At 71.4% G+C, this 24870-nt stretch carries 21 protein-coding genes; 12 read left to right on the top strand and 9 right to left on the bottom strand.

The window, feature by feature from the left end:
• The first annotated feature begins 387 nt into the window (after window positions 1-387).
• Together ACFHWT_RS17365 and ACFHWT_RS17360 are read left to right on the top strand one after the other, a co-directional pair.
• Window positions 388-1005 (top strand): ABC transporter ATP-binding protein, encoded by a 618-nt coding sequence (locus tag ACFHWT_RS17365; RefSeq protein WP_416595683.1) that lies wholly within the window; start codon window positions 388-390, stop codon window positions 1003-1005.
• A complete protein-coding gene (locus ACFHWT_RS17360) occupies window positions 1002-2312 on the top strand; it encodes an ABC transporter permease (RefSeq protein ID WP_416595682.1) in 1311 nt (436 codons plus the stop codon). Before ACFHWT_RS17365 ends, ACFHWT_RS17360 begins: the two co-directional genes overlap by 4 nt.
• A 99-nt stretch (window positions 2313-2411) precedes the next feature.
• Here ACFHWT_RS17360 and ACFHWT_RS17355 read toward each other — a convergent pair whose 3' ends face one another.
• Window positions 2412-3632: a hypothetical protein gene (locus ACFHWT_RS17355; protein WP_416595681.1), complete on the bottom strand. Its 1221-nt coding sequence runs from the start codon at window positions 3630-3632 to the stop codon at window positions 2412-2414.
• A 185-nt stretch (window positions 3633-3817) separates the two neighbouring features.
• On the opposite strand from ACFHWT_RS17355, the gene ACFHWT_RS17350 reads away from it, so the two are divergent.
• Window positions 3818-4363 (top strand): DinB family protein, encoded by a 546-nt coding sequence (locus ACFHWT_RS17350; protein WP_416595680.1) that lies wholly within the window; start codon window positions 3818-3820, stop codon window positions 4361-4363.
• 164 nt (window positions 4364-4527) lie between these two features.
• Window positions 4528-5394, top strand: a complete 867-nt coding sequence (locus ACFHWT_RS17345) for a S1 family peptidase (RefSeq protein WP_416595679.1) — start codon at window positions 4528-4530, stop codon at window positions 5392-5394.
• A 45-nt stretch (window positions 5395-5439) separates the two neighbouring features.
• Here the strand turns inward: ACFHWT_RS17345 and ACFHWT_RS17340 are convergent, their stop codons facing one another.
• The 3 genes from ACFHWT_RS17340 to ACFHWT_RS17330 all read right to left on the bottom strand — a co-directional run bounded on the left by ACFHWT_RS17340 (window position 5440) and on the right by ACFHWT_RS17330 (window position 9877).
• The gene (locus ACFHWT_RS17340; protein WP_416595677.1) at window positions 5440-6876 is read right to left on the bottom strand and encodes an NAD(P)/FAD-dependent oxidoreductase; all 1437 of its coding nucleotides are present in this window, start codon (window positions 6874-6876) and stop codon (window positions 5440-5442) included.
• Window positions 6877-7003: 127 nt separating this feature from the next.
• Window positions 7004-8356 carry a ferric reductase-like transmembrane domain-containing protein gene (locus tag ACFHWT_RS17335; RefSeq protein WP_416595676.1) on the bottom strand — a complete coding sequence of 451 codons (1353 nt, stop codon included), beginning with the start codon at window positions 8354-8356 and terminating at the stop codon, window positions 7004-7006.
• Between the two features lie 213 nt (window positions 8357-8569).
• On the bottom strand, window positions 8570-9877 hold the full coding sequence (locus ACFHWT_RS17330; protein ID WP_416595675.1) for an adenylosuccinate synthase: 1308 nt from the start codon (window positions 9875-9877) through the stop codon (window positions 8570-8572).
• Between the two features lie 128 nt (window positions 9878-10005).
• Between ACFHWT_RS17330 and ACFHWT_RS17325 the strand changes: the two genes are divergently transcribed.
• Entirely contained in the window at window positions 10006-10980 is a 975-nt protein-coding gene (locus ACFHWT_RS17325) for a hypothetical protein (RefSeq protein WP_416595674.1), read from the top strand.
• Window positions 10981-11510: 530 nt separating this feature from the next.
• On the top strand, window positions 11511-13205 hold the full coding sequence (locus ACFHWT_RS17320; protein WP_416595700.1) for a MinD/ParA family ATP-binding protein: 1695 nt from the start codon (window positions 11511-11513) through the stop codon (window positions 13203-13205).
• Between the two features lie 4 nt (window positions 13206-13209).
• Here ACFHWT_RS17320 and ACFHWT_RS17315 read toward each other — a convergent pair whose 3' ends face one another.
• Window positions 13210-13638, bottom strand: a complete 429-nt coding sequence (locus ACFHWT_RS17315; RefSeq protein ID WP_416595673.1) for a DUF3151 domain-containing protein — start codon at window positions 13636-13638, stop codon at window positions 13210-13212.
• A gap of 241 nt (window positions 13639-13879) precedes the next feature.
• On the opposite strand from ACFHWT_RS17315, the gene ACFHWT_RS17310 reads away from it, so the two are divergent.
• Window positions 13880-15124 carry an LOG family protein gene (locus ACFHWT_RS17310; RefSeq protein ID WP_416595672.1) on the top strand — a complete coding sequence of 415 codons (1245 nt, stop codon included), beginning with the start codon at window positions 13880-13882 and terminating at the stop codon, window positions 15122-15124.
• Between the two features lie 8 nt (window positions 15125-15132).
• On the opposite strand, the gene ACFHWT_RS17305 is transcribed toward ACFHWT_RS17310, so the two are convergent.
• The gene (locus ACFHWT_RS17305; RefSeq protein ID WP_416595671.1) at window positions 15133-16221 is read right to left on the bottom strand and encodes a MerR family transcriptional regulator; all 1089 of its coding nucleotides are present in this window, start codon (window positions 16219-16221) and stop codon (window positions 15133-15135) included.
• A gap of 135 nt (window positions 16222-16356) precedes the next feature.
• Between ACFHWT_RS17305 and ACFHWT_RS17300 the strand changes: the two genes are divergently transcribed.
• The gene (locus ACFHWT_RS17300) at window positions 16357-17115 is read left to right on the top strand and encodes a metallophosphoesterase family protein (RefSeq protein ID WP_282232905.1); all 759 of its coding nucleotides are present in this window, start codon (window positions 16357-16359) and stop codon (window positions 17113-17115) included.
• A gap of 20 nt (window positions 17116-17135) precedes the next feature.
• Here the strand turns inward: ACFHWT_RS17300 and ACFHWT_RS17295 are convergent, their stop codons facing one another.
• The 3 genes from ACFHWT_RS17295 to ACFHWT_RS17285 all read right to left on the bottom strand — a co-directional run bounded on the left by ACFHWT_RS17295 (window position 17136) and on the right by ACFHWT_RS17285 (window position 19342).
• Window positions 17136-17666, bottom strand: a complete 531-nt coding sequence (locus ACFHWT_RS17295) for a hypothetical protein (RefSeq protein ID WP_416595670.1) — start codon at window positions 17664-17666, stop codon at window positions 17136-17138.
• A 122-nt stretch (window positions 17667-17788) separates the two neighbouring features.
• Window positions 17789-18814: a class II fructose-bisphosphate aldolase gene (fbaA, locus tag ACFHWT_RS17290; protein WP_123606504.1), complete on the bottom strand. Its 1026-nt coding sequence runs from the start codon at window positions 18812-18814 to the stop codon at window positions 17789-17791.
• 144 nt (window positions 18815-18958) lie between these two features.
• Entirely contained in the window at window positions 18959-19342 is a 384-nt protein-coding gene (locus tag ACFHWT_RS17285) for a phage holin family protein (protein ID WP_123606505.1), read from the bottom strand.
• A 145-nt stretch (window positions 19343-19487) separates the two neighbouring features.
• Here ACFHWT_RS17285 and ACFHWT_RS17280 point away from each other — a divergent pair, with 145 nt between their 5' ends.
• The 4 genes from ACFHWT_RS17280 (at window position 19488) to ACFHWT_RS17265 (ending at window position 24842) form a co-directional block, all read left to right on the top strand.
• Window positions 19488-19703, top strand: a complete 216-nt coding sequence (locus tag ACFHWT_RS17280; RefSeq protein ID WP_416595669.1) for a hypothetical protein — start codon at window positions 19488-19490, stop codon at window positions 19701-19703.
• Between the two features lie 99 nt (window positions 19704-19802).
• Window positions 19803-21314, top strand: coding sequence for a 3' terminal RNA ribose 2'-O-methyltransferase Hen1 (locus tag ACFHWT_RS17275; protein ID WP_416595668.1), 1512 nt, complete (start codon window positions 19803-19805; stop codon window positions 21312-21314).
• A complete protein-coding gene (locus ACFHWT_RS17270) occupies window positions 21311-23878 on the top strand; it encodes a polynucleotide kinase-phosphatase (protein ID WP_416595667.1) in 2568 nt (855 codons plus the stop codon). Before ACFHWT_RS17275 ends, ACFHWT_RS17270 begins: the two co-directional genes overlap by 4 nt.
• Window positions 23879-23903: 25 nt before the next feature.
• Window positions 23904-24842: a DUF368 domain-containing protein gene (locus ACFHWT_RS17265; RefSeq protein ID WP_416595666.1), complete on the top strand. Its 939-nt coding sequence runs from the start codon at window positions 23904-23906 to the stop codon at window positions 24840-24842.
• The last annotated feature ends 28 nt before the right edge of the window (window positions 24843-24870 follow it).

The following is a 24870-nucleotide window of genomic DNA, read 5'->3' as shown; positions in this document are numbered from 1 at the left end:
CCGGAAAACCGGCACATCGTACGGGAGGAAAGCCGCCGGAACGATGAGACCGGCGACGATCAGGTCGCCGGCCCACGCCGGCACGCGTGAGCGGCGGTATCTCGGTCCCCGAACTCCGCCGGCCGGGCTCGTCATGGCCCCAGTGTGCCGGTCGCCGTGGCGAGTGGAGTCACCCTGCAGCGGCAATCCGCCTACCACGTACGCGGTACGTGGGTGCCCGCAGCAGGGTGACGCGGCGGGCCCTGACCGCCGGCAACGATGGAGACACCCCACAGAAACGTGACCTGATCCGGAATGAGGAGTCCTGTGGAGAGCCCCATCATTTCGGCCGTCGAAGTACGCAGAACGTACGGTCGCGGCGCGAGTAGTTTCGACGCGCTGAAGGGAGTGAACTTCGACATCCGGGACGGCGAGAGTGTCGCCATCCTCGGCAAGAGCGGGTCGGGCAAGTCGACCCTCATGCACATTCTCGCGCTGCTGGACGCGCCGACGTCGGGCTCGATCATGCTCGGCGGCGTCGATACTCGTACGCTGCGGGGCAGCCGGCTCAACCAGACCCGCAACAAGACCTTCGGGTTCGTCTTCCAGCAGTTCTTCCTCACCCCGAACGTCTCGGTGCTCGACAACGTCATGCTTCCGATGAAGATCGCCGGCGTGGGGCGCACCGAGCGCAGACGGCGCGGCATGTCCGCCTTGGAGCAACTGGAGCTGGTTGACAAGGCGAAGAACAAGGCTGCGAATCTTTCCGGCGGGCAGAAACAACGCGTGGTGATCGCGCGGGCGCTGGTGAACAATCCGCGGATCATCTTCGCCGACGAACCCACCGGCAACCTCGACTCCGCGACCGGCTCGGTGGTGGAGGACATCCTCTTCGGCCTCAACCGCCAGCACGGCATCACCCTGATCGTCGTCACCCACGACGAGGAGCTAGCGGCGCGCTGCGACCGCCGCATCCTTGTCCGGGACGGTCAGCTGGTCAGCGACTCGGCGGCGGTGCCGGCATGAAGATCTCCGACCTGGTCGGTTCGGCCACCGCGAACACCTTCCGGTCCAAGACCCGTACGCTGCTGACGATCCTGGCGATCTTCATCGGCGCGTTCACCCTGACCTTGACCAGCGGGCTGGGCACCGGCATCAACGCCTACATCGACGACACGGTGACGGCGATCGGCGCCTCCGACGTCATGACGGTCGTCAAGACCGCAGAGCAGGGCGACGGATTCGGTGCCGCCGACACCGGGCCGGCCGAGTACGACCCGGACACGGTGTCGAGTGGGCAGCCCGGCCCACCCGGGCAGACGGTCGTCGCCCTCACCCCGGCCGATTTGGACACCCTGGCCGGGATCGACGGGGTGCTCGATGTCGTGCCGACCAGGTCGATCAGCGCCGACTACATCCAGGTCGGCGACGGTACGCGCTACGTCGTCGACGTCGGCGGGCTGGTCGCCGGGCAGCAGACGCCGCTGGCGGCCGGGGCCGAGCCGGACAACTCGTCCGCCCAGCCGCAGCTCGCACTCCCGACGTCGTACGTCGAACCCCTCGGCTTCGCCGACGAGGCGGCTGCGCTCGGCGAGACCGTCTCGATCGCGGTCACCGACGTTGAGCGCACCCGGCAGGTGGTCGAGGCGACGATCGTCGGGGTGGCCGAGGAGACCCTGGCGACCCCGGCCGGAGCCAGCATCGTGCCCAACGACGCGCTGACCGACGCGCTGTTCGACGCGCAGACCGCCGGCCTGCCCGCCGCCGAGGCGCAGCGGTACGCCCAGGCGAGCATCTGGTTCGACCCGGTTGCCACCGACGCGCAGATCAGCGCGCTGAAGGAGCGGCTTACCGCCGCCGGCTACACCGGGCGCACGGTCGCCGACCAGCTCGGCGCGTTCCGGACCGTCATCGACGGCATTGTCTGGGTGCTCAACGCCTTCGCGGTGATCGCCCTGCTGGCGGCGAGCTTCGGGATCGTCAACACCCTGTTCATGTCGGTGCAGGAGCGCACCCGTGAGATCGGCCTGATGAAGGCGATGGGTATGGGTTCCGGCAAGGTGTTCGGCCTGTTCAGCCTGGAGGCCACCGTCATCGGCCTCCTCGGCAGCGCGATCGGTGCGGTGCTGGCGATCGTGGCCGGTACGGCGATCAGCGGCGTACTGGCCGATGGCTTCCTGTCGGACCTGCCCGGACTGACGCTGATCGCGTTCGAGCCGGCCTCCATCGCGATGATCATCCTGCTGGTGATGGCGATCGCGTTCCTGGCCGGCACGCTGCCGGCGTCGCGGGCAGCCCGGGCCGATCCGGTCGAGTCGCTGCGCTACGAGTAGCAGCGACCGGGCCGGTTGACGGCCGGCAAGCACCACGTGCCTGGCGGGATCCGTTCCCGCCAGGCACGTCACTGCTGCCAATCAGGCTCCGCAGGTCGGTCAGGACGGGAAGTACGAGTTGGTGGTGGCGCTGCTGTACGGGGAGTCGTTCCAGTGGTGGTACATCAGGGGCAGCTGGCCCCACTTTGACCGTACGTAGTTGCCGGTGCCGACCCAAATCCCGGAGTGATCGTCACTGGCGTACGACAGCTTCATGCTGGAAAACCAGATGTACGGCGGGTGCCAGCGGGTGTAGCTGCCATCGAGCCAGTACTGGTCGTCACCGGGGCTGTTCATCCACCGGTTGTTCGCGCTGGAAGTGCTGTACCAGGCGTACGAGTGGCAGTTGTACATGCGCGAGGCGTTGCTTTCCCGAGTGGCCGACGGATAGGAGTTGTCCACGTAGTTGTTGTAGCTGGCGATCTCGGCGCTGGTCAGCTCGTACGTCCTGGTGATCACCGTGACCGGGGTGCCGTTGGGGGTGTAGACGGTGCTGTAGTAGTCCAGCGTCCCGACATCGTCGCTGACCGGGTGGGCGACGCTGGGATCGGCCAGGTGTGCCCGTACAGCGGCGACGATGGTCTCGACCGCGCCCGGCCGCAGTTGCAGGCCCTCCCGCAGCAGCTCCGAGCGGGTCCAGTCCCAGTTCTCCCGGATCGCGAGCGTGCGGCCCAGCAGCACCGCGGTCGGTTCCAGGCTGGCCTGGCCGTACGTCTTGGCGTCGGCCTGCTTGGCTCGGTGTACGGCGAGTCCGACGTGCAGCAACTCCGTGGACTGCGCCGTGGTCAGGGTGGCCAGCACCTGCGGCTGGGCGAGGATGGTCTCCAGTTTCCACGCGGCCAGGGCCCGGTCGCCGGCATCGGCGAGGGACTCGCCGCTACGGGCCGCGACATCCATGGTCCGGTAGCGCTTGAGCAGTTCCTGGCCGGCGTCGGGGCGGCGGAGCAGCTCCTGCAGTCCGGTGAAGCGGGCGGTGACGGTCTCGAAGCCTTGTTGGACGCTGTTGAAGGCCAGGGCGTCGGGCAGCAGCGGGTACGCCAGGACGGCGTCGACGAGCAGCGGGGTCCGCAAGGCGACGGCGGTCTTGTCCGGCATCTGTACGGCGTCGACCATCTCCTGATGGCTGCTGAACGCGCGCCACTGCTCGGTGCCGGGGGTCACCTGGTAGGTGAAGGGTCGGTCGGCGGCCGAGACCGGGGTGCCGGGGGTGAGGGTGGCGACGAGGGCACCGGCGACCGCTGCGACGAGGGCGCGCCGGGCGAGGCGGGCAGGACGGGACATCCGTGATCCTCTCGACGAAGAACTGGATCGACACACCGCACTTCATGATCGAGATACATCTATCTGTGTCGACTCAGAAACGTTACCAGGATCAGCAGTTGTAAAATTGCCGCAAGTCTCAATCAGGATACGGGCAGTGTCAGTAGTTCATTGGACACCAGACCAGCGGGTGACATGATCGTCCGATGCCGTCCTCCCGTGCCGAACTGCTGCGGTGGCAGTTCGATCTGACCTGGTCGCTGTTCGAGTATCACCTGGAGCGACTACAGCCCGACGACTTCCTCGCCGAGCCGGCACCGGCGTGCTGGACACTGCGGCCGTCCGACGACGGCGACTGGCTGCCGGACTGGGCAGAGACCGAACCGGATCCGGTCCCGGTGCCGACAATCGCCTGGCTCACCTGGCACATCGGCTGGTGGTGGACTGTTGCCATCGACCACGTCGAGGGTCGTACGCCCCACGACCGCGCGGACACCCGCTGGCCGGGCAGCGGTGCGGCGACCATCGGCTGGCTGCGGGCGTTGCGTACCACCTGGACGACGGTGCTGGACCGACTCGCCGACGCCGACCTCGACCGCCCGACGGCCTATCCGTGGCCCGCCGAAGCCGGGCTCAGCCTCGCCCACCTGGCCAGCTGGGTCAACGCGGAACTGATGAAGAACGCTGCGGAGATCGGCCAGCTCCGGATGCTCCGGGCGGCGCATGGCGACCTCGACGAGACCACCTGCTGACCGGTGCGGGACCCCGCCAAGTCAGACAACTGCCAGAATTGTTTTTCATATTGGCTATTGTCTAAGTAATCTTAGCGTGTTAGCGCTTGCATCAACATCGACAGACAACAAAACTGTCAATATCCAGTAAGCCTGAGATCCCCAGTCCCATTCAGGAGGGAACAGTGCGGATCAGCCACACGACCAGCCGGGCCACCCGGCTGCTCGCCGTCGCCGTCGGCGTGGTCACCGCCGGCGCGCTCGCCCTACCATCCGCCGGGGCCGCCGCCCCAGTGGTCTACACCGCCAGCGAACTCGCCCAGGTCAGCGACCTGGTGGAAGCCTCCGGCGTCGAAGGGATCGCCTGGCACGTCGACAGCGCCTCCGGTCGCGTCGTGGTGACCGCCGACAGCAGCGTCTCCCGCGCCGAGATCGCCAAGATCCGGCTGACCGCGCGCGGCAAGGCCGGCGCGATCCGGGTGGAGCGTACGCCCGGTGTCTTCACCCGACTGGTCTCCCCCGGTGACCCGATCTACGGCAGCGGCGGCCGGTGCTCGCTCGGCTTCAACGCCGTCCGTGGCAGCACCTACTACTTCCTCACCGCCGGGCACTGCGGTGAGGTGGTCAGCACCTGGTACAGCAACTCCGCGCAGACCAACCTGATCGGCCCGACCATCGACTACAGCTTCCCGGGCGACGACTACGCGCTGGTCCGCTACGACAACCCGGCGCAGAGCCACCCCGGTGGGTTCAGCGTCGGCGACGCCTTCGTCGGGCAGTCGGTGACCCGCACCGGTTCGACGACCGGCACCCACAGCGGTACGGTCACCGCGCTCAACGCCCGGGTCCGCTACCTGGGCAGCGGAGTAGTCCGCGGTCTGATCCGGACCAACGTCTGCGCCGAGCCGGGCGACTCCGGCGGCCCGCTCTACTCCGGGTCGACCGCGCTGGGCCTCACCTCGGGCGGCAGCGGCAACTGCCGGACCGGCGGCACGACCTTCTACCAGCCGGTCCGCGAGGCGGTCGACGAGTACGACGTGACGATCTACTGATCGCCCCGGGTGGCCGTCGCCGCTGATCGCGACCGGCGGCCGCCGCTACCGATCAACCTGCGGCCGGGCCGGTCGCCGGAGGGCGTGCTCTCCGGTGGCCGGCCCGGCCGACGTCGGGTGGTTCGGCCGACGTCGGGTGGCCAGCAGCATCCGCAGCATCATCGCCGGAGTCGCCAACGACACCGGCCGGGCCAGCAGATGCTGCACCAGCAGCGCCTGCCGGGCCACCACCGGCGACGTGTGGCAGGCCCGCGACACCAAATCCCGGTACCGGTTGACCAGGCCGGTTCCGACCGGCCGGCGGCCGGTGGTCCGCGGGTCGGCGAAGTCGGCTCCCACGGCGGTACGCCACAGTACGTCGACCGCCCGGCCGGCCCGACGATAGAAGGCACCGGGCAGCCGTGGCGAGGTCGGCCCGTACCGCCGCAGCACCCGGTCCAACGCCAGGGCCTGCAGCGCGGCGGATGTCATGCCTTGCGCGTGGATCGGGTTGAGGCTGCAGATCGCGTCGCCCAGGACGAGGAATCCGGCCGGGGCACGGCGCAGCCGTTCCACCTGACGGCGCTGATCGGTGGCGATCCGGTGGGTCAGCACCGGGCTGAGCGCTTCGGCCTTGGTCAACACGTCGGCGATGGTGGGCGACGGGAGCTCCCGGGCGAAGGTCTCGAACTCGGTCGGGTCACTCGGCGGCACCTCACCGTGCCGGGAGCCGATGGTGATCAGCCAGCGGTCGCCTTCCACCGGCACCATGGTGCCGGTCCGGTGGCCGCCGGCCCGGTCGTCGACCATGACCGCGAGGGCACCGTCGAGGTCGTCCGGACCACGCCGGACCAGCTGTGACGCGTACGCCGCGTCGACCCGGACCGCCGCGACCTCCGGTGCCGGGAAGCCCAACTCGGCCAGCTGGTCCAGAAAGTGGGTGTTGCGCCCGGTGCAGGCCACGACCAGGTCGGCCCAGTGCTCGACCCCGTCCACCCGGACCCCGACGACCCGGGCACTGTCGATCCTGGCATCGACCACCCGGGCACCGGCGGTCCGGTCGGTCGCGACCACCAAGCCGTCGACCGCGGTCTGGTCGACGACGGTGACGTTGCGCCGCTGCCGCAGCAGGCACCGGCGGACGGCGTCCTCCAGCAGCGGCCGGCTCGCCGACATGGCGAGGAAGCCGAGGTCGGGACGGGCCCGGTAGCCGCCGCCCTGATGCCACACCAGGTCGGCGCCGTGCAGTGGGACGGCACCGGCGGCGGCCAGCTCCCCGGTCAGCCCGGGGAACCAGCCGTCAAGGAGCCGTCGACCGGCCGCCAGCAGCAGGTGGCCGTGGCGGCCCTGCGGGACGCCTCGGCGCGGCACCGCGTCGTCGGGTAGCCGGTCGCGTTCCAGGACCGTCACCCGGTCGACGTGGTCGCTCAGCACCCGTGCGGTGATCAGGCCGGCGATCCCCGCCCCGATCACGATCGCGTTGGTGCCGTCGCTGTCGCTCACCCTTGTTTCGCCCTTCCGGGTCGAACTCGCCGACCCGTCGACGGGTCCTACGATCATCGGGCCGCGACCGGACACGACGCGTGATGGAGATCTGAGGATTCTCTGAGGAAGGGCTGAGCCCCAGGGTTCAGCCCAAACCGAAGCGTTCGGCGTGGATCTGGGCGTTCGGCACGCCGATGGCCCGGACGCTGGCGACCACGGCGGTGGTCATCGCCGGCGGCCCGCAGACGAACACCTCGCGTTCGGTGATGTCCGGCACCCGGGCGAGCAGGTTCTCCGGGTCGAATGGCCGGTTCGGCGGCGACCCGGACCCGGTGCGCCCGGTCAGCAGGTGCAGCTGCGCACCCTGCGCGGCGGCCAGCCCTTGCAGCTCGCCGAGGAGCACCGCGTCGGTTTCCTTGGCCGCCCGGTAGAGCACCACCGTCGAACCGCCCGACTCCTCCAGCAGCGCCCGGATCGGGGTGACCCCGACGCCACCGGCGACCAGCAGGGTCTTGTCCAGTTTGCGGTGCAGGTTGGTGAATGCGCCGTACGGCCCCTCGATGAAGACCCGGTTGCCGACCTTCAGGTGCCGTAGCCCGGCGCTGGTCTTGCCGGCGGCCTTCGCGGTCAGCCGCAGGGAACGTCCGTCGGGTGCCGCCGACAGCGAGAACGGGTTCGCCTGCCACCAGCGGTTGTGACCGGGGAACCGCCAGATGCAGAACTGCCCGGCCCGCGACGGCAGCCGGTCCAGGTGGCGGCCGGTGACGTACACCGAGGTCACGTTGTCGGCCTCGGGCACCACGGCGGCGACCCGGAACCGGTGGTACGCGTTGCGCCACAGCGGCACAGCGACCCGGTTGACGATCAGGGCCCCGATCACCAGTGCCCACAGTGTCCACCAGTAGATGTTGGCCGGGGCCGAGTCGAAGGTGGTGGTCTCCATGAACTGGTGCACCAGGCCGGCCAGCAGCGCGAGGTAGATCAGCACGTGCAGGCTGTGCCAGGCCTCGTACGGCAGGCGGCGTCGGGCGTACCGGATGGAGGCCCCGACCACGACGATCATGATGCCGGCGGCGATCATTCCGAGCAGCGAGGCGGTCACCCCGGCCAGGCTCAGGAACGTCTCGCCGAAGCCCATGTCGTACAGGGTGGCGTAGCCGGCGATCACGAACACGGCGTGCAGCATCACGGTCCAGAACAGACCGAAACCGATCCACCGGTGCCAGGCGGTGAGCCGGTCCATCCCGAGCCGCCGGTCCAGCCAGGGAATCCGGGCCACCAGGGTCAGCTGCAGCATCATGATCATGGCGGCGTGCAGGCCGAAGAACTTGGCGACGGTCAGCACCGGGTGCTTGCCCTGGCCGTACGCGAAGAAGGCCACTTCGAGGATCAACAGGTTGGCCGCCAGCACGCCCCACAGGGTCCAGCGGGCCAGGGTCATCGGGGGGATGCCGGTCGGAGGGGTCGGGGTGGGGGTGGCCTCCATCGCGTCTCGCACGCGATTGGGATCGCCGTACAGCCGGCTCACTGCCTTGCTCCCTGCTATCAGTTACTATCAATCGAATTCCGGAAAGGGTGCCCCGCCGCCGATGCTGGTGGCAACCGGCGGACGGTTGGGTCCGGTTCGATCATGAAGCAGGCATGTCCCGCGACGCTTGGCGGAGATCTGAGGATTTCCTGAGGATCCGCGTGCCAGGGTCACGGGTACGGCTCAAGAGCCGAAGGGTACGGCTGAGAGCAGCTCGTGGCGTACCACGTTCTCCTCCCGGCCGGGACCGACGCCGACCACGCTGACCCGGGCCCGGCACAGCTCCTCGATCCGGGCGATGTAACGCCGGGCGTTGACCGGCAGCTCCGCCTCGGTGCGGGCTGCGGTGATGTCCTCCCACCAGCCGTCGTGCTCCTCGTAGATCGGGGTGGCGTGGTGGAAGCCGGTCTGCGTCATCGGCATGTCGTCGAAGCGCTCGCCGTCGATCTCGTAGCCGACGCAGATCGGCACCTTGGCCAGCCCGGTCAGCACGTCGAGCTTGGTGACGACCAGGTCGGTGATGCCGTTGAGCCGTACGGCGTACCGGCCGACGACCGCGTCAAACCAGCCGCAGCGGCGCTCCCGACCGGTGGTGGTGCCGTACTCGGCACCGACCTTGCGCAGATGGTCACCGGCGGCGTCGAACAGCTCGGTCGGGAACGGCCCGGAGCCGACCCGGGTGGTGTACGCCTTGGTCACCCCGATCACCTTGGTGATCGCGGTCGGCGGGATGCCGGTGCCCACGCAGGCCCCGCCCGAGGTGGGGTTGGACGAGGTCACGAACGGGTACGTGCCGTGGTCCATGTCGAGCATGGTGGCCTGCGCGCCCTCCAGCAGCACGGTGTCGCCCCGGTCCAGCGCGTCCCAGAGGATCGCCCGGGTCTCGGCGATGTGCGGGCGCAGCCGCTGCGCGTACGCCAGGTACTCCTCGACCACCGCGTCCAGGTCCAGCGCCTTGCGGTTGTAGACCTTGAACAGGATCTGGTTCTTCTCCCGCAGCGCCAGCTCCAGCTTCTTGCGCAGGATGCCGGGGTCGAGCAGGTCCTGCACCCGGATGCCCATCCGGGCCACCTTGTCGCCGTACGCCGGCCCGATGCCGCGCCCGGTGGTGCCGATCCGCGACGATCCGAGGTAGCGCTCGACCACCCGGTCCAGCGCCCGGTGGTGCGGCATGATCAGGTGCGCGTCGCCGGAGATCCGCAGCCGGGAGACGTCCACGCCGCGTTCGGCGAGGCCGTCGATCTCGGTCAGCAGCACCTTCGGGTCGACCACCACCCCGTTACCGATGATGATCATCGCGTTCGGGGAGAGGGCACCGGACGGCATCAGGTGCAGGGCGTACTTCTGCCCGTCCGGCGTGATCACGGTGTGCCCGGCGTTGTTGCCGCCGGAGAACCGCACCACGTAGTGGACCCGCTCGCCAAGCAGGTCGGTAACCTTGCCCTTGCCCTCGTCACCCCATTGCGCGCCGAGCAGCACGATCGCTGGCATCTTGTGTAACCCGCCTCCATGGGGCTCGGGTGCCAGGTGGCGACCGCGTGGCAAGCCCGAGGAGTCAGGCTAACAAGGGTCACGAACCTGGTGGACGTGGCCGCAGAGATCGGCGGAAGGCGGCGACGGTGTACGACGTGGTGCTGCTGACACTCGGCAGCCAGCCGGACGCGGGCTGCGACGGCGGCTGCGGTGTCAGCTGCGGCACGGCACTCACCCGGGCGAAGCCGCACTGCGCCGAACCGGTCCGGGTACCGGTGCTGACCTGCCGGGACGCGCTGATCGCCGCCGGTGCCCGGGTCGAGACGGTGACGGCGCGGTCGGACCGGGAGATCGACGACGTCCTCGCCCGGTTGGACGGCCCCGCCCGACCGGACGGTCTGACCTGGCCCGACGACGACGGCAAGACCCGGCTGATCGTCGCCACGGCCACCGACGGGCAACTGCGGGCGGTACTGCGCCGGATGGTCCGCCGCTACGCACCGCCGCCGAGCCGGCGACCCGCCGACCTGGCCGACTCCCGGACCCTGCCGGACCTGCCGGCGATCGGGGTGCTGCCGCTCGACCCCGGCGGCTCCACCGATCTGGCCAGCCGGCTCGGCCTGCCCCGGGAGCCGGCCGCGGTCGCCGCGGCGGTCCTCGGCGGCCGGCAGCGCCGGCTGGATCTGCTGCGTACCGACGGCGGTTCGGTGACCCTGGACGGCGCGCTGCTGGGTGCCGCCGACGAGCACGACCACCCGTTACCCTGGCGCGGACGGATCGAGGTCGATGACGTCGTGCTGAGCGCGGGCAACGACCCGCTGTTGGCCTGCGTGGTGGCGAACGCCGACGGGTACGCCCGGCTCGCGGAGGTGGAACTGGTGGCCCGGGCGGACCCGGCGGACGGGGTGCTGGAGGTGGCGGTGGCGGTGCCGGTGAAGACCAGGTCGTGGTGGCGCGGCGACCGGGTACGCATCGAGATCCGCCGGGCCCGTGGTCGCGCGGCGGCGGTCACCCCGCGCGACGGCGAACTACCGTTCCTGGACGACGGCGTAGCGGGCGGCTTGACCCGGAAACGCTCCTGGTGGGTGGAACCAGGCGCCTGGGCCGTGTACACATACTGACCTGGTATGCGACGCTAAGTAGCGACTGACCTGCACATCCTCGGGTGGTCCACGGGGGGCGAGGGGGGTACTACGCAGTGCACGACAACACCGATCCGGGGCGGTCGACCGGCGCCGACGGAGGCCAGGTGGAGGAGCCGTTCTGGCCGCCGGACGAGGTCGTGGCCACTCCCCGCAGCGATCAGACCATCGCCGTGCCGGTCATTCCGACGGCGACGTCCGGAGCCGAGGCCCGGCCCGGCAACGGCCAGCCACCCGGCAACGGCAGGCCGGCGGGCAACGGTCAACTGAGCCGTGATGGGCAGGCCAACGCGAACGCCAACGGCAGCGGTGGCGGCCTGCCCGCCGACCGCGATCCGGAGCTGCCGCATTCGCCTGCGTCGCCGTGGGCGCAGCCACCCAGCAGGTTGACCAGCCGCTCGACCGGTGCGGCTGGCGGCACCGCCGGCGACAGCGGCACCGGCGGCGATGCTGGTCCGTCCGGCGCTGTGCCGCCGGCTCCCCGGCGGTCACCGGAGCAGCCCGTACCGCTGGCGGAGCAGCCCGTACCGCTGGCGGAGCAGCCCGTACCGCTGGCGGACGCGGCCGCGCCCACGTCGGAGGCTGCCGGCCGGCCGCACCCGACGCCGCCCCGGCCCGGCCCGACCCACCCCCGCCAGCCGCATCCCGGCCCCAGCCGACCCGCCCCGCCACCCGGTCAGACGCCGACGCCGCCCCCACTGCCACCGACCGGCCCCGGCCGACCGGTTGAGCCCCGGGAAGAGGCGACGGACGAGGCGACGGAACCCGCGCCGGGCCAGCCCGCCGACCCGTGGGCCCCGCCGGCCGCCGGCCCGGTGTCGGCAGCCGTGTCGGCGTCGGCGTCGACACCCGGCTGGGACGACTGGACCCCGACGGACGGCGGGGCCTGGTCACCGACAGCGCCACCGCCTACCCAGACTTCGGCGTACCAGCAGGTGAGTCCGGGCGTGACCGAGCTGCCCCGACAGCCGTACCAGGAAGCGCCCGGGGTACACCGGATGCCGTCGCCCCCCGGGCCGGACACTGCGATGCCGGACACTGCGATGCCGGGCGCACCGGGGCCGGACACTCCGGTGCCGCCGCCGCGGTCGGCGATGTTCGACTCGGGCTACCCGGTGCCGCCCGGGGTGCTCGGGTCGGTGCAGCAAGGTCCCACCCAACAGGGTCCCGCGTACCAGGATCCTGGGCAGCAGCCGGCCGCGTCGGCGCACCACCAGACCGGCCCGCCGGCCGGCGGCAGCCAACTGCCGGCGGGCTGGACACCCGACTCGTTCGTGCCGACCGCCGAGGAGTTCGCCCTGCGCCGAGCGGCGAAACCGGCCAACCCGGTCGCCACGATGGGGGTCCGGGCCGCGCTCAACCGGACCACATTGGGCCTGGTCAAGCTACCGCCGGGGCAGCACGAGCAGGAGATCCGGCGGGACGTCGAAATGGTGCGCCGCAACTTCGGTGGGCTGCGCCAGGTCACCGTGGTCAACCCGAAGGGCGGTGCCGGCAAGACCGTCGCCATCCTGATGCTGGCCATGACGTTCGGGCAGAAGCGCGGCGGCTACGTGCTGGCCTGGGACAACAACGAGACCCAGGGCACCCTCGGCATGCGCGCCCAGCAGGACTTCCACTCCCGTACGGTTCGCGACATGCTGCGCGACCTGCGCCTGTTCCAGGGGTCACACGGCCGGGTCGGCGACCTGTCGCAGTACGTGCGGGCGCAGGGCGAGGGCATGTTCGACGTGCTCGCGTCGGACGAGTCGGCCACCGCCGGCGAGATGCTGACCGCCGCCGCGTTCGCCGAGATCCGTGAGGTGGTCAGCCGGTTCTACAAGTTGATCTTCGTGGACACCGGGAACAACGTACGGGCGCAGAACTGGCAGGCGGCGATCGACGCCACCGACCAGCTCGTGGTGACCATGTCGGCCCGCAACGACTCCGCCGAGCCGGCCGCCCGGATGCTCGACCACCTGGAGCAGACCGGCCGGCAGCGGCTGGTCCGGCAGGCGGTCACCGTCATCTCCATGCCGCCGTCCCGCCGGGAGATCGACCTGGCGCCGATCCAACGGCACTTCGCCGCCCGCACCCGTACGGTGCTGCTGGCACCGTACGAGCGAATCATCGACAGCGGGGAACCGATCCGGTACGGACAGCTGTCCGCGACGTTCCGGCAGGCGTGGCTGAAGATCGCCTCGGCGGTGTCCGAAGGGCTCTGAGCCGTCAGCTGCTGGCGAGAGCGTCCCCGGCGGCCGGGTCGCAGTCCCGCAGGAACTGCGCGCACCGGGCGGCCTCGTCGCTCTCACCGATCTCCCCGGCCGCCCGGGACAGCAGGTGCAGGCAGGCCAGGAAACCCTGGTTCGGCCGGTGCGACCAGGGCACCGGGCCGTGCCCCTTCCAGCCGCTGCGGCGCAGCTGGTCCAGGCCCCGGTGGTAGCCGGTGCGGGCGTAGGCGTACGCGGCGACGACCTCGCCCTTGGTGAACGCACGCTGGGCAAGCACCGCCCAGGCCCGACTGTAGGTGGGGTGGCGGCCGGCGGCACCGGCGTACGCCTCCTCGGTGTCCACCTGGGCAGCCTCGGCGAGCGCCGCCTCGGCCTGCTCGTCGCCGGGCAGCATGGTGGCCGGCGGTTCGGGCAACAGGTTCTGCATTTTGCCCATTCAACCTGGATTCGCAGCGACATGGTGTCTGAACGGATGAGTCCTTCGTCACGCGTGCGGCCGGTGTGCCGATGCCGGTACTCGACTAGAAATAGAAGTCCGGAGCCTCCCCAGGAACCGGTTTGGGAAGCCCGGTGGCCTCGTGCCACCGGGCTTCGCTGTGTGACCGCACCGGTTCGGGCTGCGGTGGAGCAGGCCCGGCCCGGTTGCGGCGGTACGGAAAGATGGCGGAGTGCCCACGCCACCCCCCGCAGCGCTGTCCGGCGACTACGACTCCACCCCGCACGAGGTGGAGTCCCGCGCCGAGCTCGACCATCATCTGCGCGCCGGCAGCCTGGCCGGGCTGACCGTGCAGGGACTGCCGTTCGACGTACCGCCGGTGCCCGACCTGACCGACGTCGACCTCACCGACACGTTGTTCCTGGGCTGTTCGTTCCCGTCGGCTACGGCGGAAGCGGAGCTGGTGCGCCGGGGCGCGCACGTGGTCCCGCCGTTCGCCGGGCTGCCGTACCCGAGCCACCCGCCCCGGCTGTACACCCCGGCCGACCTGGCCGCCGGGTTCGCCGAGCACGGCGCCGACGGGATGTACGACAACCTGGTCTACCGGCATTTCCGCCGGCACGGCGGCGCCCAGCCGGAGATTCGGGAGGCGCTGGCCCAGCGGCTGCACGACCACGGCATCGACAACGCGCTCACCGACGCCACCCGGACCTGGATCGACCGGTACGGGCCGGCCTCGGTGATCGGGGTGATGGGCGGGCACGCGGTGCCGCGCGGCACCTCCGCGTACCGGCTGGCTGCCACGCTCGGCTGGGAGCTGGCCCGGGCCGGCCGGCTGGTGGTCACCGGCGGCGGACCGGGCGTGATGGAGGCGGCGAACCTCGGCGCGTACCTGAGCAGCCGCGACACCGAGGAGCTGACCGACGCCATCGACCTGCTGGCCGGCGCGCCGGACTACGCCGACCAGCAGCCGTACACCGCCGCCGCGCTGGCCGTCCGCGACCGGTACCCGGTCGACGCGGCGGTGACCGACGACGCCGGCTCCGGCTGGGCGCGGGCCGGCGGGCTCGCCGTCCCCACCTGGCTGTACGGGCACGAGCCGGCCAACCTGTTCGCCGGCCGGATCGCCAAGTACTTCTGCAACGCGGTCCGGGAGGACACCATCCTGCGGCTGGCCCGGGGCGGGATCGTGTTCGCGCCGGGCCGCGCCGGCACCGTGCAGGAGGTCTTCCAGGCGGCCACGAAGACGTTCTACGGCACCGACGGGGCCAGCGGCCCGTACGTCTTCCTGGACCGCGCCTTCTGGACCCAGACCCTGCCGGTCGAGGCGATGCTGGCGCCGCTGCTGGCGCTGTCCCCGGCCGGCGACCTGTCCGCGCTGATCCGGCTCACCGACGACGTGCACGAGGCGGTCGCGCTGCTCACCGCCGACGCGCTGCCGCCGGTCGTACCGCACCAGGTCACCCGGTCGAGCTGACCGTCGGCTCAGGGTACGACGTCGGCGACGAGGCAGGCGACGTTGTCCGGGGCGCCTGCCCGGTACGCCAGGTCGATCACCGCGCGTACTGTCTCGGCCGGGTCGAGCCCGGCGCCGACGGCGGCGACGAGGTCGTCGTCGGGCACCACCGCCCAGACCCCGTCGGAGCAGAGCAGATACCGGTCGTACGCGACGAGCCGATGCGTCGCGTACGCCGGTTTCGCCGTCCCGGTGCCGTCCAGCGCCTGGGTGAGCAGCGCCCGCCGCCGGTGTGCCAGCGCCAGCGCCGGGTCGAGCCGGCCGGCGTCCACCAGCGCCTGCACGTAGCTGTCGTCGCGGGTGAGCCGGGTCAGTTCGCCGCCCCGCCACCGGTACGCCCGGGTGTCGCCGACGTGCACCAGCTCGAACCCGTCGCCGACCTGCAGCAACGCGGTCACCGTACTGACCGGCGACGCACCGGTGCCGGCACCCATCTCGCGGATTGCGTCGTCGGCGGCGCGGTACGCGTCCGCCAGGGCCGTGCCCGCCGCATCCGACGGCGCGGTGTCGAGCTGCGCGAGCGCCTTGATCACCGCTGCACTCGCCTCGGACCCGCCCGGCCCGGCGGCACCGTCGGCGACCGCGAGCAGCCGGCGTCCGGCGTACGCCCGGTCCTCGTTACTGGTCCGCACCCGGCCGATGTCGGTGCGGGCCGCACTGCGCAGATCGAAGCCTGCCGGTCGGTCTGAGCTTGCCGGTCGGTCGGTCATCGTCGCTCCCCTCGTCTGGAGTTCCGCGACGAGGCTGGTCACGAGTTGTTCCCTGGCCGCCGTCTCGGCCTGGGTGGCCGACCACCAGCGGGCAATCTCCCCGGCGACCGCCACCGGGTCGTCCGGCCAGTGCACGCAGACCTGCCGAACACGGCGCAGCGGCATCCCGCCATGCCGCAACCGGGCCACCAACCGGGCCAGCTCCAACTGCTCCGGCCGGTAGTACCGGTAGCCGGACTCCGGGTCGACGGCCGCCGGCCGGAGCAGCCCTGTGTCGGCGTAGATCCGCAACGCCTTGACCGTCAGCCCGGCGGCGCGGGCGAACGCGCCGATGGTGAGCAGCCGCATCGTGCCCTCCTCGTGCCGGCCGTGGTCGACCGGCAAGGGTCATGCTGTGGTCGGCCCCAAGGTCCGGGTCAAGCCCGGTGTCAGCCGAGCGAGTAGACCATCGACATCGCCCGCCGGTGCGGCGATGCTGGGCGGATGCAGATCGCGGTGCTGTCCGACATCCACGGCGTACTTCCGGCGCTGGAGGCGGTGCTCGCGGAACCCGACGTCCGCTCGGCCGACCAGATCGTGCTCACCGGTGACCTGGCTGCCGGACCGCAGCCGGTCGAGACCCTCGACGCTCTCGACGCCCTCGGTGAGCGAGCCGTGTGGGTACGTGGCAACGCCGACCGCGAACTGGTCACCGCACGGCAGGGTGGAATGCAGACCATCCCTGACCCTGTGGCACCGTGGGCCGCCGCCGAGCTGCGTCCCGAACAGGTCGACCGGCTCGCGACGCTGCCGCTGACGGTCACCCTCGATCTGCCGGTACGCGGACTGACCCTGTTCTGCCACGCCACTCCCCGCGACGACGAGGAGGTGGTCCTGGTGGACAGCCGACCAGCCCGCTGGGCCGAGGTGTTCGCTGGGCTGGGCGACACGATGCGCACGATCGTTTGCGGGCACACTCACATGCCGTTCGTCCGGCTGGTCGATCGCCGTACGGTGGTCAACCCGGGCAGCATCGGCATGCCGTACGGCGGTCCGGGCGCGTTCTGGGCGCTGCTGGACGCCGCCGGTGGGGTGACCCTGCGGCGGACCAGCTTCGACGTCGATGCCGCCTGTGCCCGGGTGGTTGCCGAGTCGGGCTACCCGGACGCTGCGGCCTGGGCCGACTACTACCTGCGATCGAAAGCGTCGGACCTGGAGGCTCTGCGAGTGTTCGGGCCCCGCGACGGACGCCGGGATGGCTAGCGCTCGCGGGATGGCTAGCGCTAGTCGGTGCCGGCGGCGACGGGGCGGCGGCGCCAGGCGACGATCGGCAGCTCGACGTCGGGCTCGGCGGACAGGCCGTTCTCGTCGAGGGCGTTCTGGACCGCCAACCGGGCCCCGTCGAAGAGGAACTCGACGGCGTGCAGCACGTGCGGACGCCAGTGCGACGGCATGATCCGCTCGATCACGTTGACCGCCCGCAGCGGCCGGCCCCGCGCCGGCAGCGGTGCCGGGTGCCGGTCGCTGTGCCAGTCCAGCCGCAGGCCGGGCAGGTCCAGCGGCATGGACATGTCGACCTGGTTCCAGGTGATCGCGCACTCGTCGAACTTGCGGTGGGTGACCTCGACGTTGACGTCACCGAAGCCGAGGATGACCGGACCGTTGGCGTACCAGGTGTCCAGGTCGAGGTCCCACATCAGCCAGGTGTCGACCAGCGGACGTCCGATGATGCGGGAGAACCGGGCGCGGTGGGCGGCGGCGAGCGTCGCGGCGTCGTGACACCACTGTGGCTCGTACCCATCGATGCCGAGCACGACCGACCTCCGCAGCGGACCACTCTGAATCGGTAGATCCTACCGGTGTGGTTCGTCCGGCAGCGCCGCGCGGCCGGCCCCGGGGTACGGGACCGGCCGCGCGGCGAGTGGTTCGGTGGCGGTTACTTGGCCAGCGTGGTGCCGGTGGAGCGCAGGTGCTCGCAGGCGTCGACGACCCGCTTGGCCATCCCGGCCTCGGCCGCCTTGCCCCAGGCACGGGGGTCGTACGACTTCTTGTCGCCGACCTCGCCGTCGATCTTCAGCACCCCGTCGTACTTGGTGAACATGTGGGTGACGACCGGACGGGTGAAGGCGTACTGGGTGTCGGTGTCGATGTTCATCTTGACCACGCCGTAGTCCAGTGCGGCCCGGATCTCCTCCAGCAACGAGCCGGAGCCGCCGTGGAAGACCAGGCTGAGCGGCTTCTCCTTGCCGTACTTGGCGCCGACCGCGTCCTGGATCTCCTTGAGGATCTCCGGCCGCAGCTTGACGTTGCCCGGCTTGTAGACGCCGTGCACGTTGCCGAAGGTGAGCGCCGCCATGTAGCGGCCCTTCTCGCCGAGGCCGAGCGCCTCGACCATGGCCAGCCCGTCCTCGACGGTGGTGTACAGCTTCTCGTCGATGGCGCCGACGACGCCGTCCTCCTCGCCGCCGACGACGCCGACCTCGATCTCCAGCACGACCTTGGCGGCGGCGGCCTCGGCGAGCAGCTCGGTGGCGATCTCCAGGTTCTCCTTCAGCGGTACGGCGGAGCCGTCCCACATGTGGGACTGGAACAGCGGCGCGCCACCGGCGGCGACCCGCTCCTTGGAGGCGGCCAGCAGCGGGCGGACGAAGCCGTCGAGCTTGCCCTTCGGGCAGTGGTCGGTGTGCAGCGCGATGTTGACCGGGTACTTCTTGGCCACTTCCTCGGCGAAGGCGGCGAAGGCCAGCGAGCCGCTGACCATGTCCTTGACGGTCGGGCCGGAGAGGTATTCGGCACCACCGGTGGAGACCTGGATGATGCCGTCGCTCTCGGCCTCGGCGAAGCCCTGCAGCGCGGCGTTGAGGGTCTGCGAGGACGTGACGTTGATGGCGGGGTACGCGAACGCGCCGGCCTTGGCGCGGTCAAGCATCTCGGCGTAGACCTCGGGCGAGGCGATGGGCATCTCGAACGCTCCTTTGTACCGGTTCGGCCCGTCGACGGGCCGGATTCCATGCTCAGCTCACTGCGCTGGACCGCGCTGTCCTCCGTTAGGCAGTATCCCGCAGCGGTACCGCCCCGGCGACATCGGCCCTGTCTGTGGGCGCGGTCAGCGGCGGTCGTACTTGTCGGGGATGACCAGGCTGATCAGCCAGCCGACGACGGCCATCACGATCGCTCCCCAGAATGCCGGCCAGAACCCGTCGATGGCGAACGGCAGGTCCAGTTGCTGCGCCAGCCAGTCGGTCAGCAGGAAGAGCAGGGCGTTGACGACCAGGGCGAACAGACCGAGGGTCAGCAGGTAGAAGACACAGCCGACGACCTTGATGACCGGTTTGAGGACCGCGTTGACCAGTCCGAAGATCAGCGCCACGATGACCAGGGTCAGCGCGTTGTTGGTCGCGGTGTCACCGGTGACGTCGATGCCGGGCACGATCAGCGTGGTTATCCACAGGGCGACCGCGTTGACCGCGAGCCTGATCAGGAATCCCATGCGCCCATCCTGCCACCCGGCGTAAACCACCGCGCCACGAAAGGGGACAAGCCTCTTATTTTGGACGGTGGTCGGCGGGCGCCCCGGTCGACCCGTACCGTGGTGGGGGCACCGGTACGGACGGACGGACGAACGGAGGCGAGACATGACCTACCCGGACGAGGACATCGCCCCAGGGGACCACCTCGCTCCCGAGGAACGTGACCCGGAGGCGCCCGCCGACGACGCGTTTGAACAGTCAGTCGTGGCCAACCCGGTGGAGCAGCAACCCGAGGTGCACCGCGGCCTGGAGGTCGACGACTGGGACGCGGTCGAGCAGTCCCGCATCGTCGACCTCGATGACGACGACGGCTACCGCTGACCGCAGCGGGACGCTGCCGCTGACCGCTTCACGGCAGCCGCCAGGGCAATCGAGATAACCGGTGTCGACCGGTGGCGGCCGGCTGGCACCATCACCCGGGTGCTGATGACCGTGACGACGACCCACCGGCCCGCCACCGACCTCGGCTACCTGCTGGTCAAACATCCGGACCGGATGCAGTCGTTCGACGTACCCACCGGCACCGCGCACGTGTTCTACCCGGAGGCCACCGAGCAGCGCTGCACCGCCGCGCTGCTGCTCGACGTCGACCCGGCACGCCTCGCCGCCGGCGGCCCGCGCCGCGGCCGGCGCACGGCCGCGATGCCGGAGAGCTTCACCCTCGGCCAGTACGTCAACGACCGGCCGTACGCCGCGTCCAGTCTGCTCGCCGCCGCGCTCGCCAAGGTGTTCCGGTCCGCGCTGCGCGGGGAGAGCCGGGACCGCCCGGAGCTGCCCGGCACCGCTCTGCCGCTGACCATCCGGGTGCCGGTGCTGCGCTGCCGGGGCGGTGCCGTCCTCGCCGAACGCCTGTTCACCCCGCTCGGCTGGACGGTGACCGCCCGGCCCATCCCGCTGGACGAGCGCTACCCGCAGTGGGGGGACAGCCGCTACGTCGACCTCACCCTGACCGGCACGCTGCGGGTCGCCGACGCGCTCAACCATCTGTACGTGCTGCTACCGGTGCTCGACGACGCCAAGCACTACTGGATCGCCCCGGACGAGTTGGACAAGCTCATCCGGGCCGGCGAGGGCTGGCTGGCCGGCCACCCGGAACGTCGGTTGATCACCCGGCGCTACCTGGCCCACCGCCGGGTGCTCGCCCGACGCGCCGAGGACCGGCTCGCCGAGGCGCGGGCCGCCGAGCTGCGGCTCGCCGATGCCGACGCCGACCCAGGTGCCGACGCCGACCCAGGTGCCGACGAGGACGCCGGGCTGCCGGCGGCGGCCCGGCCGCGCCCGCTGGCCGCGACCCGCCGGACCGCCGTGCTCGCCGCGCTGGCCGAGGCCGGCGCCACCCGGGTGCTCGACCTGGGCTGCGGCGGTGGTGCGCTGCTCACCGAACTGCTCGCCCAGCCCCGGTTCACCGAGATCGTCGGCACCGACGTGTCGGCCCGGGCGTTGGAGCTGGCCGCCCGCCGGCTGCGGCTGGACCGGCTACCGGCGCGCCAGCAGCAGCGGGTACGGCTGTGGCAGTCGGCGCTGACCTACCGCGACGACCGGCTGCGCGGCTACGACGCCGCCGTACTGATGGAAGTTGTCGAGCATCTCGACCCGCCCCGGCTGCCGGCCCTGGCCGAAGCGGTCTTCGGCCACGCCCGCCCCGGCACCGTGCTGGTGACCACCCCGAACGTGGAGTACAACGTGCGCTACGAAGGCCTCGCCGCGGGCGCGCTGCGGCACCCGGACCACCGGTTCGAGTGGAGCCGCGCCGAGTTCGCCGACTGGGCCGGGCGGGTCGCCGCGGCGTACGGCTACCGGGTCGGGTTCCGGCCGGTCGGCCAGGTCGATCCGGACGTGGGGCCACCGACCCAACTGGCGGTCTTCACCCGCGGCGACGCCGGCTCGGACGGTTCCGGCCGGGACGGCGCGGGCGCCGGGGGTGCCCGGTGACCGTGCTGGAGATCCCCGAACTCGCCCTGATCGCCCTGGTCGGTGTCTCCGGCTCCGGCAAGTCGACCTTCGCCCGCCGGCATTTCGCCGCCACCCAGGTGCTCTCCTCGGACATGTTCCGGGCGATGGTCGCCGACGACGAGAACGACCAGTCGGCGTCGGCGGACGCCTTCGACGCGCTGCACTACGTCGCCGGCAAGCGGCTGCGCGCCGGCCGGTTCACCGTGGTCGACGCCACCAACCTGCAGGAGCACGCCCGGGCCGGGCTGGTCGCCGTCGCCCGGGAACACGACGTACTGCCGGTCGCGGTGGTGCTCGACGTGCCCGAGCAGACCTGCTGGGAACGGACCCAGGGCCGGGCCGACCGCACCTTCGGCCGGCACGTGATCACCCGGATGCAGCGTGACCTGCGCCGCTCGGTCGGCCGGCTGACCCGGGAAGGATTCCGTCACGTGTTCGTGCTGCGCGGCACCGACGAGATCGACGCCGCCGAGATCCGGCTGACCCGGCTGTACAACGACCGACGGGAGCTCACCGGGCCGTTCGACATCATCGGTGACGTGCACGGCTGCCGCGCCGAACTGGAGGCGCTGCTGACGAAGCTGGGTTGGACCATCGACCGCGACGACGCCGGTCGACCGGTCGACGCCCGGCACCCGCAGGGGCGTACCGCGGTCTTCGTCGGTGACCTGGTCGACCGCGGCCCGGACTCACCCGGGGTGCTGCGCCTGGTGATGGGGATGGTGCGGGCCGGCACCGCGCTCTGCGTGCCCGGCAACCACGAGCAGAAGCTGCTGCGCAAGCTGCGGGGCCGCAAGGTGACCGTGTCGCACGGGCTCGCCGAGACGCTGGAGCAGTTGGCCGCCGAGCCGGCCGGGTTCACCGACGAGGTCGCCAGGTTCATCGACGGGCTGGTCAGCCACTACCGGCTGGACGGCGGTGCGCTGGTGGTGGCGCACGCCGGGCTCAAGGCCGAATACCAGGGCCGGGCGTCCGGCCGGGTCCGCAGCTTCGCGTTGTACGGGGAGACGACCGGCGAGACCGACGAGTACGGCCTGCCGGTGCGCTACCCGTGGGCCCGCGACTATCGGGGTGCCGCAACCGTGGTCTACGGGCACACCCCGACGCCCCGCCCGGAATGGGTGAACAACACCATCTGCGTCGACACCGGCTGCGTCTTCGGTGGCCGGCTGACCGCGCTGCGCTACCCGTCGCGGGAGCTCGTCTCGGTACCGGCTGACCGCGAGTACTACCCGCCGGTCCGGCCGCTGACGGCCGAGCCGGGTGCCGCCGACGGCACCGGGCCGGTCACCGACCGCCCCGACGACGTGCTCGACCTGCGCGACGTCACCGGCCGCCGGCACATCGACTACGGCTACGGCACCACCACCGTTCCGGCCGAGAACGCGGCCGCCGCGTTGGAGGTGATCAGCCGATTCGCGGTGGACCCCCGCTGGCTGGTCTGGCTGCCGCCGACCATGGCACCCTGCTCGACGTCGACCCGGGACGGCTTCCTGGAGCATCCCGCGGAGGCGTTCGCCGACTATCGGGCCGCCGGTGTCGACCGGGTGGTCTGCCAGGAGAAGCACATGGGGTCGCGGGCGGTGGTGCTGGTCTGCCGCGACCCGGCGGGCGACCCGCTGTTCGGCCCTGGCGGCGGGGTGGTCCACACCCGCACCGGGCGGCCGTTCTTCACCTCCGACGAGCGGACCGACGCGCTGCTGTCCCGGGTCCGGGCGGCGGCCGAGGCGGCCGGGCTGTGGCAGCGGCTGGCCGCCGGCGCCGGGCCGGCCGGTTGGCTGCTGCTCGACTGCGAGCTGCTGCCCTGGTCGGCGAAGGCACTCGGGCTGATCCGCGAGCAGTACGCCAGCGTCGCCGCCGCCGGCCGGGCCGCGCTGCCCGCCGCGTTGGACGTGCTTGACGCCGCCGCCGGTCGGGGCCTGCCGGTCGGGCAGCTGCGCGAGCGGCTGGCCCGCCGGGCCGTCGACGTCGACCGGTACGCCGACGCCTACCGGGCGTACGTCGGTGACCCGGACGCGGTGACGTTGGCGCCGTTCGCGGTGCTGGCCGCCGACGGCCGCTCGTACGCCGACCGAGACCACGGCTGGCACCTGGAGTGCGCGGACGCGCTGGTGGCGGCAGATCCGCAGCTGTTCACCACCACCCGACGGCGGGTCGTCGACCTGACCGACGACGCGGCGGTGGCCGACGCCACCGACTGGTGGTCGGAGCTGACGGCGACCGGCGGTGAGGGCATGGTGGTCAAGCCGCACGCCGGACTGACCGCCCGCAGTGGCACCGGCCGGCTGCTGCAGCCCGGCGTCAAGTGCCGGGGCCGGGAGTATCTGCGGATCATCTACGGCCCGGAGTACACCGAACCGGAGCGGCTGGCTGAGCTGCGCCGCCGGTCGCTGGGCCGCAAGCGGTCGATGGCGCTGCGCGAACACGGTCTCGGTCTGGCCGCGCTGGACCTGCTGGCCACCGGCGCGCCGCTGTGGCGCCGGCACGAGTTGGTCTTCGCGGTGCTCGCCTGCGAGTCCGAACCGGTCGACCCCCGACTGTGAACACTGGCCCGGTATGGTTCTGCAGATGTCAGTGCGCGAACGTGTCGGCCATGTGTTCCGGGGTGCGGCGATCGGAGTGGCGGAGGCCGTCCCAGGGGTCAGCGGTGGGACCATCGCCCTGGTCACCGGCGTGTACGAGCGGCTCATCGCCTCGGCCGGGCACCTGATCAACGCGGTCCGGTACGCGGTCACCGACGTGCCCCGTAGGCAGGGCTGGGCCCGCAGCCGGGAGCAGTTCCGGCAGGTGCACTGGGGAGTGATCATCCCGCTGGCGCTGGGCATGCTGCCCGGTCTGCTGCTCGCCGCCCGGCTGCTGGAGCCGATGCTGGAGGAGCACCCGGAGCAAACCCGGGGGTTGTTCTTCGGCCTGGTGCTGGCCTCGGTGCTGGTGCCGGTTTCGATGATCGGCCGGCCGTGGCGCGGCCGGGACGCCTTCGCGGTGGCCGCCGCCGCGGTCGCGGCGTTCGTGCTGACTGGTCTACCGTCGGCCAGCATCGACCCGAACCCGGTGGTGGTGCTGCTGGCCGCCGCGGTCGCGGTCTGCGCGCTGGTGCTGCCGGGCGTGTCCGGGTCGTTCCTGCTGCTGACCGTCGGGCTCTACGAGCCGACGATCGAGGCGGTCAACGACCGCGACGTCGGCTACCTGGCGGTCTTCGCCGTCGGCATGCTCGTCGGGTTGACGCTGTTCGTGAAGCTGCTGCAGTACCTGTTGGAGCACCACCGGCGGGTCACCCTGGCGGTGATGACCGGCGTGATCGTCGGCAGCCTGCGGGCGCTGTGGCCGTGGCAGACCGAGGATCGCGGGTTGCTCGCCCCCGACGGCAATGTGCTGTCGGTGGCCTTGCTGCTGGTGCTGGGGGTCGTCATCGTCACCGCGATGGTGGTCCTCGAGCAGCGCCGGTTGCGCCGCGCGGCGGTCGATGTCACCCAGGAGGAGTCGCCGCAGCTGCCGACCCACCACTGAGCCCGACCGGCCGGGTGTGGCCGATGAC

The sequence above is a fragment of the Micromonospora sp. LOL_021 genome, from assembly GCF_048060215.1.
Lineage (GTDB): Bacteria > Actinomycetota > Actinomycetes > Mycobacteriales > Micromonosporaceae > Micromonospora_E.
Note: the sequence above shows the minus strand (reverse complement) of the source record. Positions and strands in the feature narration are given on the sequence as shown.